This is a genomic window from Neobacillus drentensis, from assembly GCF_036965645.1.
GTDB lineage: Bacteria > Bacillota > Bacilli > Bacillales > Cytobacillaceae > Neobacillus > Neobacillus drentensis_D.
The window spans coordinates 21,158-29,814 of record NZ_JBALPZ010000125.1 but is presented as its reverse complement, the minus strand read 5'-3'; the positions used below and the strand labels follow the sequence as shown (position 1 = coordinate 29,814).

8 protein-coding genes are annotated in these 8,657 nt (G+C 37.0%); 5 read left to right on the top strand and 3 right to left on the bottom strand.

Annotation, left to right across the window (positions count from 1 at the left end):
• From V7266_RS22025 to V7266_RS22015, 3 genes are all read left to right on the top strand, one after another.
• Positions 1-563: DUF4405 domain-containing protein (locus V7266_RS22025; RefSeq protein WP_335470988.1), on the top strand; the 563-nt coding region annotated here is incomplete at its 5' end.
• A 23-nt stretch (positions 564-586) separates the two neighbouring features.
• Complete coding sequence (locus V7266_RS22020) at positions 587-1,255, top strand: response regulator transcription factor (protein ID WP_335470986.1); 669 nt, start codon at positions 587-589, stop codon at positions 1,253-1,255.
• The gene (locus tag V7266_RS22015) at positions 1,255-2,571 is read left to right on the top strand and encodes a sensor histidine kinase (protein WP_335470983.1); all 1,317 of its coding nucleotides are present in this window, start codon (positions 1,255-1,257) and stop codon (positions 2,569-2,571) included. Before V7266_RS22020 ends, V7266_RS22015 begins: the two co-directional genes overlap by 1 nt.
• A gap of 77 nt (positions 2,572-2,648) precedes the next feature.
• Here the strand turns inward: V7266_RS22015 and V7266_RS22010 are convergent, their stop codons facing one another.
• Positions 2,649-2,972: a BC1872 family protein gene (locus tag V7266_RS22010; protein ID WP_335470981.1), complete on the bottom strand. Its 324-nt coding sequence runs from the start codon at positions 2,970-2,972 to the stop codon at positions 2,649-2,651.
• 358 nt (positions 2,973-3,330) lie between these two features.
• Here V7266_RS22010 and V7266_RS22005 point away from each other — a divergent pair, with 358 nt between their 5' ends.
• Both V7266_RS22005 and V7266_RS22000 read left to right on the top strand, forming a co-directional pair.
• On the top strand, positions 3,331-4,659 hold the full coding sequence (locus tag V7266_RS22005) for an MATE family efflux transporter (protein WP_335470980.1): 1,329 nt from the start codon (positions 3,331-3,333) through the stop codon (positions 4,657-4,659).
• A gap of 200 nt (positions 4,660-4,859) precedes the next feature.
• Positions 4,860-5,120 carry an HPr family phosphocarrier protein gene (locus V7266_RS22000; RefSeq protein WP_335470977.1) on the top strand — a complete coding sequence of 87 codons (261 nt, stop codon included), beginning with the start codon at positions 4,860-4,862 and terminating at the stop codon, positions 5,118-5,120.
• Between the two features lie 238 nt (positions 5,121-5,358).
• On the opposite strand, the gene V7266_RS21995 is transcribed toward V7266_RS22000, so the two are convergent.
• Both V7266_RS21995 and V7266_RS21990 read right to left on the bottom strand, forming a co-directional pair.
• Positions 5,359-5,592, bottom strand: coding sequence for a hypothetical protein (locus V7266_RS21995; RefSeq protein ID WP_335470975.1), 234 nt, complete (start codon positions 5,590-5,592; stop codon positions 5,359-5,361).
• A gap of 678 nt (positions 5,593-6,270) precedes the next feature.
• Positions 6,271-8,430 carry a transglycosylase domain-containing protein gene (locus tag V7266_RS21990; RefSeq protein ID WP_335470973.1) on the bottom strand — a complete coding sequence of 720 codons (2,160 nt, stop codon included), beginning with the start codon at positions 8,428-8,430 and terminating at the stop codon, positions 6,271-6,273.
• Positions 8,431-8,657: the final 227 nt, after the last annotated feature.

The window sequence follows — 8,657 nt, the reverse complement described above, 5'->3', positions numbered from 1 at the left end:
TGATTGATATGCTCTTTATTATGGTTAGTGGTATATTTATTTCCAAGGTCGTTCTACCAAATTTAAGATATTTTCCAAATGTTAACTGGATGCCCATCCACATCTTTTCTTCCATTCTAGGGCTTGTGATTGTTGGGATTCACATCGGGCTTCATTGGAATTGGATTAAGCAAATGGGCAGTCACTTTCCTAAGTTGTCTAAACTGTTTACATTTCGTAAACCTTCTCGAAAATTAGTGTCACGGCTTATTTTAATTATTGGAACTGTCTGCATGTTGGTTCAGGTTCCTAAAGCGGTTTCGATGGCACCATCGATGTTTACTAATGCTTCGAAAAGCGGATTTGCGAAATTCAAAAATGAAATAAAGGCTAAACAAACTGAACAGACCCAAACGACCAGTGATAAGGACTTTAAAGGACATGATGAATCATTTTCGGTCATTGGTCTTGCAGGAAGCGTTCCGAACCTCGTTCTTTATTCTTCTGTACTAGGGTCAATGGCTTTTTATACCTATTCAGTAGAAAGAAGACGAAAAAGAAAAAAGACCGTTTCGGCAAATTAGGAAGGTTAAAGGTGGTTGTTTTAATGGCGACAATCTATTTAGTAGAAGATGAAGAACATCTCAATCAATTACTAAAAAAATATTTAGAAAAAGAGGGATACCAGGTAGTATCCTTCTTTGATGGGGAGTCAGCAATACAAAAAATTCATGATCTGCCGGATCTTTGGATTTTAGATATCATGCTTCCCGATATTGATGGCTATCAGCTCATTAAAAATATTAAAGAGTACAATTCAAAAACCCCTGTTATTTTTATGTCCGCACGAAATCAAGAACTGGATCGCGTTGTGGGATTAGAATTAGGCAGCGATGACTATTTATCCAAGCCGTTTTTACCAAGGGAATTAATAATCCGCACAAATAAATTAATCCAGCGGATGTCTGGTGAAAAAGCAGAAGTCTCAACTGCCCATCAATTAGACAATTATTTAGTTAACCGTAAACAGCGAACGGTTTTTGATGGTGACCAAGAAATTATCTTAACCAATAAAGAATTTACCTTACTCCTTTATTTTATTGAGAATCTCAATACGGTTGTAACAAGAGAGCAGATTCTTGAAAAAGTGTGGGGAGATCATTATTTCGGCTCGGACCGTGTAGTGGATGATACGATTAGAAGATTGAGAAAAAAATTAGCCAGAATAGTTATTGAAACTATTTACGGTTTTGGCTATAAATTGGCAGGTAAATGATGAAGTTTAAATCCTTAACCTTAAGAATTTGGTTTATCATTTCCATTATTGTTTTTATCATCGTATTTATCACTTCCCTTGTCTTTACCTTTATACTAAGGAATCACAATGAAGATAAAATGAGATATGTCCTGCAATCTGCTCACCAACTTGTATTACAATCCGTTATGGATCATAAATCGGATACGAATATTGGGAAGATGGCCAGCCGGGAACAAATGGGCCATTTTCTATTGAATAAACAGACAGGTGAAATAACCTCTCTTTCAGTAGTCAAAAAGGTCTCGACGAAGGCACTAGTGAGGGAAATAAATGATTCTATAGCCGGGAAGAGTCATAAGAGTATTAGTGAAACCTTTGATAACAAGAATTATCAAATAGAAATTAGTTTTGTTAAAGATCAAATTTATTTAATATCCTTTCAAGAACAACATGATGATGAAGACTCTCTTCAAATCTTTCTAATTGGACTTTTAATTATTCTATGTGCATTGCCCATTGCAAAACTTATTGCAAATAATATTGCAAAACCTCTTAAACAATTGGAAACATACACAAAACAAATTGCCAATAAGGAATGGGATCAGGACCTCTTTTTAGCCAATCAGGATGAAATCGGCCGCTTAGCTAATGCGATGACGGAAATGAAAAATGCCCTTCGATTGGCTGACGAAGAAGAAAAGAAATTCCTGCAAAGCATTTCACACGACTTAAAAACACCTGTTATGGTGATTATGAGTTACGCCCAGGCAATTATCGATGGAATGTACGAAGATACTCCGGAAAACTCAGCAATAATTATTAAGAATGAAGCGATTAGGCTTGTGAAAAAAATTAAACAGGTCTTGTATTTAAACACGCTTGATTATGTATTAGATAATGAAAAAGAACAGGAAGAAGTTTATCTTGATAAACTTCTCTCCTATCTTGTTGCTAATTTTCAAGCTGTCAATCCGGACCAATCCTGGCAATTGGATATCCAGAAAAAGCCTGCGATTATGGCAGGTAATCCTGACCGAATCCGGGTTTCGATCGAAAACATATTAGAAAATCAGCTCAGATATGCTGTAACCACCATCCAGGTATCTATACTGGATTCGGGTGCTTCATGGGTAATTGAGATAAAAAATGATGGACCACTCATTCCTAATCGGGATCTGAATCAAATTTTCAAAACACTCTATAAAGGTACGAAGGGAAACTTCGGGCTCGGTTTAAATATCTCCCAAAAGATTGTTCAATTTTACAACGGGAGTATTCAGGTGGAGAATCGTGATGGACAGGTTTGTTTTACGATACGCTACCCCAAAAAATAATTAGTGATAAAAAGTAACCCCCTTCTTTGCTTAAAGATGGGGGTTACTTTTGTACTTACTATACTATTGATGCTGATTTAGCATAATTTCTGCCACAACCTGGTGCTATCCATAATGGAATGACGTTCTACAATTTCGTATGCAGCATTAGTAATGGCTTGGGCTAACGAATCCCCTGTTGCACAAATATCATTAAAGCACACCTTGGATAGTCCTTTGATTTGATACGCAAAACCTAACTCCTCTAACCGTTCAACGATCAGCATGGCATGATCTATGTTCCGCTCTGGCTGAAACTCGGACTCGTGAATGAATTTCCCCTGTTCATAATCATACCAGCGATCCCATCTATTTAACTTCCAACCTAGTATTCTCCGTGCAATCGCATCAATTTTCATCATATCCATTCCCCTTTTCCATTATAGATAGATTTTTACCGTCCATTTTTTGTTATATAACAGTTTTATTTATTAATAGTAATTATATAACACATTAAAATCATTTTCCAGTATTTATTAAAAACTTTTTATTTAAACTTTAGCTGCAGGTACATGCACATGCTCAATTCCAGCAAAAAAAAAAACACGAAACCAAAGGGATTCCATGTCTATGACTGCAAATAGCCATTATTATTTTTATTGTAATCGGGGGCGATTTGTACAGTAAGCCGCAACGGGTTAATAAACATTAGTAGCGATTTGCTTACAAATAAGAGAAAATATAAAAAGCTTTTAAAATATAAATATGAGGAATATTAACATGAAACTTCCCGGTAAGGCAAAAGAAGTCTTAGGTATGGCATTACCTGCTATTGGTGAATCTTATTTGCAAAGTTTACTAGGAGTTGCAGATTCTTTTTTCATTGCAAGACTAGGTCTTTTAGCCATAAATGCAGTTGGTGTAACAAATATGTATAGTTTGACCTATGTTGGAGTCTTTACAGCGATCTCGGCCACTCTATCCGTCTTTCTTTCAAGAGCCTTTGGGGCAAAGAATACTGAAGAAAGTAAGTCCGTTATTTTTCACGGACTATTACTTTCCTTTATTATTGGATTACTTTTTTCTGTTATATCAGTGGTTTTCGCTCAGCCATTATTAGAATTGACAGGTGCAGACGAGCATCTTAGAAACACTGCTATAGCTTACTTTAAAGTAGTTTTGGGATTAACCCCATTTATAGCCTTATTCGCTGCTCAATCTGCTTCATTTCGAGCCATAGGTGATACCAAAACCCCGCTTCGTGTCGGCATCGAGATGAATGTCGTCCATGTCATTCTTGATTACCTTTTTATTTTTGGAGCAGGCTCTTTGCATGGATTCGGTTTGACTGGGGCAGCAATTGCAATGGTCCTTGCTAGAGTATATGGATTTATTCGATTGGTTATCAAATCCCAACGTATTCCTGTCATTGCTTTAAACAGAAATGATTTTAAGATTATCGGGAAATTAGCACGCAGCATGATACGTTTTGCAGTTCCTGCTACGGTTGAAAGGTTATCCATGCGATTAGGCCAAGTCCTTTATTTTGGATTTATTGTCCGGATGGGAACAGACGTCTATGCCGCGCATAATATAGCTGGTACGATTACAACCTTTTCCTCTACGATCGGCGGCGGCTTTGCAGTAGCCGCAAGTACTCTTATCGGTCAATCAATCGGTCGAAATAATTGGTCAGATGTACAGGAATATCGGAAGTGGAGTTACCTTCAATCCGCTATTTCTATGACTGTCATCACAGCCATATTAGCTAGTACAAGCCCTTGGACGGGAAGATTTTTTACAACTAATGAACAGGTTATTCATTTAATCATGATTGTCTTGTTCATAGATACCCTTTCACAGCCATTCCTTGCTTCAGTTACGGTTGATACTTCTGTAGTGCAAGCTAGTGGAAACAGCAAATTTCCAATGGTTGTCACTATTATCGGCATATGGCTGATCCGCACTCTGGGTGTTTATATATTCGCTTGGAGGCTTGACTTTGGTTTACTAGCCGTGTGGGGCTCTATTGCCGTTGATAATGCTTTCCGTGCAGGTCTCTTTATGTGGTATCGCAGGAATAGAAATGTAATAAAACAACTAGTTTGAAAAGGCTCAGGATACTTGAGCCTTTTTAAACTTTATTATTCAGTATCCTATCAATCTTGTTCTACCACGATAGTAGGACTCCCATAGAAATTTTGCTTAACTTTGAGAATCGGAAGCATTTTTTAGGATTTTGTTTCATACATAAGAAAATGGAGATGTCATACCAAATTTACTCTATAAAGGCACCCAAGGAGGCTACAATGATTCAACAAACAGTGAAAATCAATAACAAAGCAGGATTATACGCCCAACCGGTCAATCAACTAGTTCAAGCTGCGTCACAATTTAATTCGGATATTTTTCTTACCCACAACGGAAGAACAGTTAATGTAAAGTCAGTACTCGGTGTTTTATCTTTAGCCATTCCAAAGCAAGCAGAGATTACTTTAGAAGTTTCTGGAGACGACGAAAACGAGGCATTTGATGAAGTCATTCAAACCTTAAGGAAGTTAGAAAAATAGGATATATACAGGAAGGGGCAGGCTTTTAGTTAAGTCTGCCCCTTCCTGTATGTATTACATTCAAAGAAAGACGAAAAACCTAGGGTCAATAAAGGTTAGAAAACCTAAAAAAAGTTTGTTAGATAATCTTACAAAATACTTGGGAGATACTATCATTAAAACTATAATAAACTTGTGACATTATTCCTTGTATGAAAACCATCGTGTGGGAAGGCACTTTGGTTTTCCCTTTTTTTCATCAAATGTTCTGACGGCGTTTTTGCCTATTTCTTTGTAATTCGCTTTGTTTCCAAATGTATTTTTGCATGTATATTTTAAGTACATCTTTCATACACTTTCCGTTTTTTTCCACTGCATCCCGGAAATTTTCTCTAATATTTTCTGGGATTTCAATACTTAATCGAACCGTTTTTGTATTTCCTTCATCTCCTTTCCTTTCATTTAACTTTTCGCTGTTGTGTACTTGCTGCATAAATTAACCTCCTAACAAATGTTTTAGGCAATATACAACACTATTCATAGTAGTTGTAAGTGAGTAAATATTTCAAATATTTAGGCATAAATATATATTAACAACTGAAAACGGATACAATATAAAAATATTTATCTTCAAATTTCGACATTTTTCAACATTAACACCTTTAATAAATGAAAAACCCCTCCCTATTAAAGCAGCGCCATACAAATGTTTAGAAGGAAGCTCAGGAGCATTGTTCAAATGAGCATATTTAGTTAACCTCTTCAAAAAAAAATCACCAATCCCTCTTATATCCTATTATTCAACTGACGAGCAGTAAAATAATAAGATGTGAAAAAGGTTGGTGATTTACTTTGTTGGCAGCATTCGTTGTTTTGGTGATTGGAATCTTATTTATCTTGTTAGGATCAATCTTTTGGAATCTTGGCCTAACCGAAGAAGCTGCGCCCATTAGTTGGATTATTGGCTTAATTTTAATCTCATTAGGTTTCGTCAGTTTATTTAATAATAAACTCTTGGAAATTCTTTTTAATTATTTGTAAAAATTGTCTGGTACCGGTTTTCAAATAAAACTCTATGTGATGTTTATTGAACACGAAATACTAAAGGGGAATGCCCATTATTTTGGGATAGTTCAAGTGTTAATGGAAGCACAAGAACCGTCCCCATGCTTCACTCGTCTTTTTTATTTTTCCCCTTAGATTTCCCTTTGGCTTTGCCCTTGGCCTTATTTTCCCCTTTGGCATTTTGGGTAGTTTCGACTTTTTTAGTTGTTGCTTTTTCTTTGTTGAGTTTAGGTTTTGCAGGGACTTCTGCTGAATTGTTTCCTTTTATATATAATTCATTATTGTATCTGTAAACACTGTCTGGCTGTTGAAAGTTAGATGAGTCTGTTCCAAAAGATTCCATCATGGCTTTAAACATATATTGAGCGATTTTTGTTGTATTACCAGCCATGTAGTTTCCAGCGCCGTTTTGTGCATATCCAGTCCAGACTGCCATGGTGTATTGTGGTGTATACCCGGCAAACCAGCTGTCGTTTGTTGCCGTACTTGGATAACCATACTTCGCCCGAGTTTTTGCATCAAAATTCGTTGTTCCTGTTTTCCCGGCAACATCTAGCCCGGGGACATTTGCAGTAGTTCCTGTCCCTTCATTTACAACGGATCGTAACATATCGGTTACCATATAGGCAGTGTAGTCCTGCATAACCCTTTTTGGTTTTTCGGCAAAATTTACGACTTTGCCATTTGGAAAAACAACTTTTTGGACAAAATGGGGTTTATTGTAGACACCATCATTTCCAAACGCACTATACGCTCCTGCCATTTCTACAGGATTGACGGTATTACTGCCAATTGAATAAGATTCATAAACTTGGTCATTTTTAAATGTAATGCCGAGTTGCTCTGCAAATTCCTTGGACTTATCGAGTCCAACCTCTCTAAGCGTTAGGAGCGCAGGAATATTGTATGATTTTTCAAGTGCCGTCCTAATCGTCAGTAATCCGTGATATTGGTGATCCCAGTTTGAAATGGGCTGACCGGTTGAATAGAAGGTCGCCTGATCATTGATTAAATGGGCAGTGGACCATTTTAACTTTTCTATCGCAGGACCATAATCAAAAATCGGCTTAAATGAAGAACCTGGCTGGCGATTTAAATCGACGGCAAAGTTGTTACCTAGGAATTGTGCTTTGTAGTCGTTACGACCACTTCCAATCGCTCTGATTTCCCCAGTTTTTGTATCTAAAAAGGCGAAAGCTCCCTGAAAACTAGAATCTGGATAAGCAATGACTTCATTGGTGTTCATCATCTTATCTGCATAATCCTGTGCTTTTGGATCCAATGTCGTATAAATGGATAACCCATCCGTACTGATGTCCACATCCTTCAGTTTTCCCTTTACCTCTTTCACGACTGCATCCAAAAATGCCTCGTAAGGCATACTTTGTTGTGTGGTTTTTTCTACTAGTCCCTCTGTTACGGGAACTTTTGATGCGTCCTTCATTTGTTCCGCTGTAATATAACCATCTCTTAACATCGAACTTAAGACTATATTACGGCGTTTCGTGGCATCATCTTTATTCTCTGGCTTAGTTGGATCGTAATTATTCGGGCTCTGCGGCAGACCGGCTAACATTGCGGCCTGTGCGAGCGTTAATTTGTTTAACTCATCAGCCTCTAACCCATAGTAATTCTTCGCTGCTGCAGCTACTCCGTAGGAGCGGTTTCCAAGGTAAATTTTGTTTAAGTACATCATTAAAATATCATGCTTAGAATATTTTTGTTCTAACTGATACGCCAAGTCCCATTCTTGTATTTTTCGTTTTAATGTTTTTTGTGGAGTTAAAAAAGAGTTCTTAATCACCTGCTGCGTAATGGTACTACCGCCTTGTGATCCGAAATCTCCTGTTAAGTTGACTAGAATAGCCTTGGCCGTCCTTTTAATGTCGATTCCATGATGTTCATAAAAGTGAGAATCTTCCGTAGCAATAAACGCATGTTCGAGCACTTTTGGAACTTGTTCATACGTGATTTTTGTTCGCTTTTCCTTCCCATATTCATATAAGAAATTTCCATTTTTATCATAAAATTTCGTTGAGAGCGGATCTACCAGTTTAGAAGCATCTAATTCAGGTACATCTTTAATCATGGAAGCGAACGTAATCGCTCCAGCTCCAGTTGACACGAGTCCAAGCACCAGACAGACAATTAATACTTTCTTTAACAAGGAAGCTTTTTTCGGGATTCGATTACTCCTTTGTTCATTCTGTCTTTCCCTTTCGATTCGTTTTCTTTCTTCACGAGATTGATAGTTTTCTTCAGACATTCTTCTTCTCTCCCCTATTATTAGGCTACTCAAGGTTGATTTTTAGAGGCGTTTATCAGTTACTACGTATGGATAAGATTATATTTAAGCCGTTTCTTTTCCTTTACGCGGATATAACGAATTAAGGAACTATTAATCCAGCAATCTCCTTTGATGTCCTTTGCAAGAAAGTACTTCCTTTGTTTTATTTTTTCTAGTATTTCTTGGACAACATCTTCTTTCTTAAT

Coding starts and splice junctions, on each gene's coding strand:
- V7266_RS22020 (WP_335470986.1), top strand. CDS start 587: ATGGCGACAATCTATTTAGTAGAAGATGAAGAACATCTCAATCAATTA.
- V7266_RS21990 (WP_335470973.1), bottom strand. CDS start 8,430: ATGTCTGAAGAAAACTATCAATCTCGTGAAGAAAGAAAACGAATCGAA.
- V7266_RS21995 (WP_335470975.1), bottom strand. CDS start 5,592: ATGCAGCAAGTACACAACAGCGAAAAGTTAAATGAAAGGAAAGGAGAT.
- V7266_RS22005 (WP_335470980.1), top strand. CDS start 3,331: ATGAAACTTCCCGGTAAGGCAAAAGAAGTCTTAGGTATGGCATTACCT.
- V7266_RS22000 (WP_335470977.1), top strand. CDS start 4,860: ATGATTCAACAAACAGTGAAAATCAATAACAAAGCAGGATTATACGCC.
- V7266_RS22010 (WP_335470981.1), bottom strand. CDS start 2,972: ATGATGAAAATTGATGCGATTGCACGGAGAATACTAGGTTGGAAGTTA.
- V7266_RS22015 (WP_335470983.1), top strand. CDS start 1,255: ATGAAGTTTAAATCCTTAACCTTAAGAATTTGGTTTATCATTTCCATT.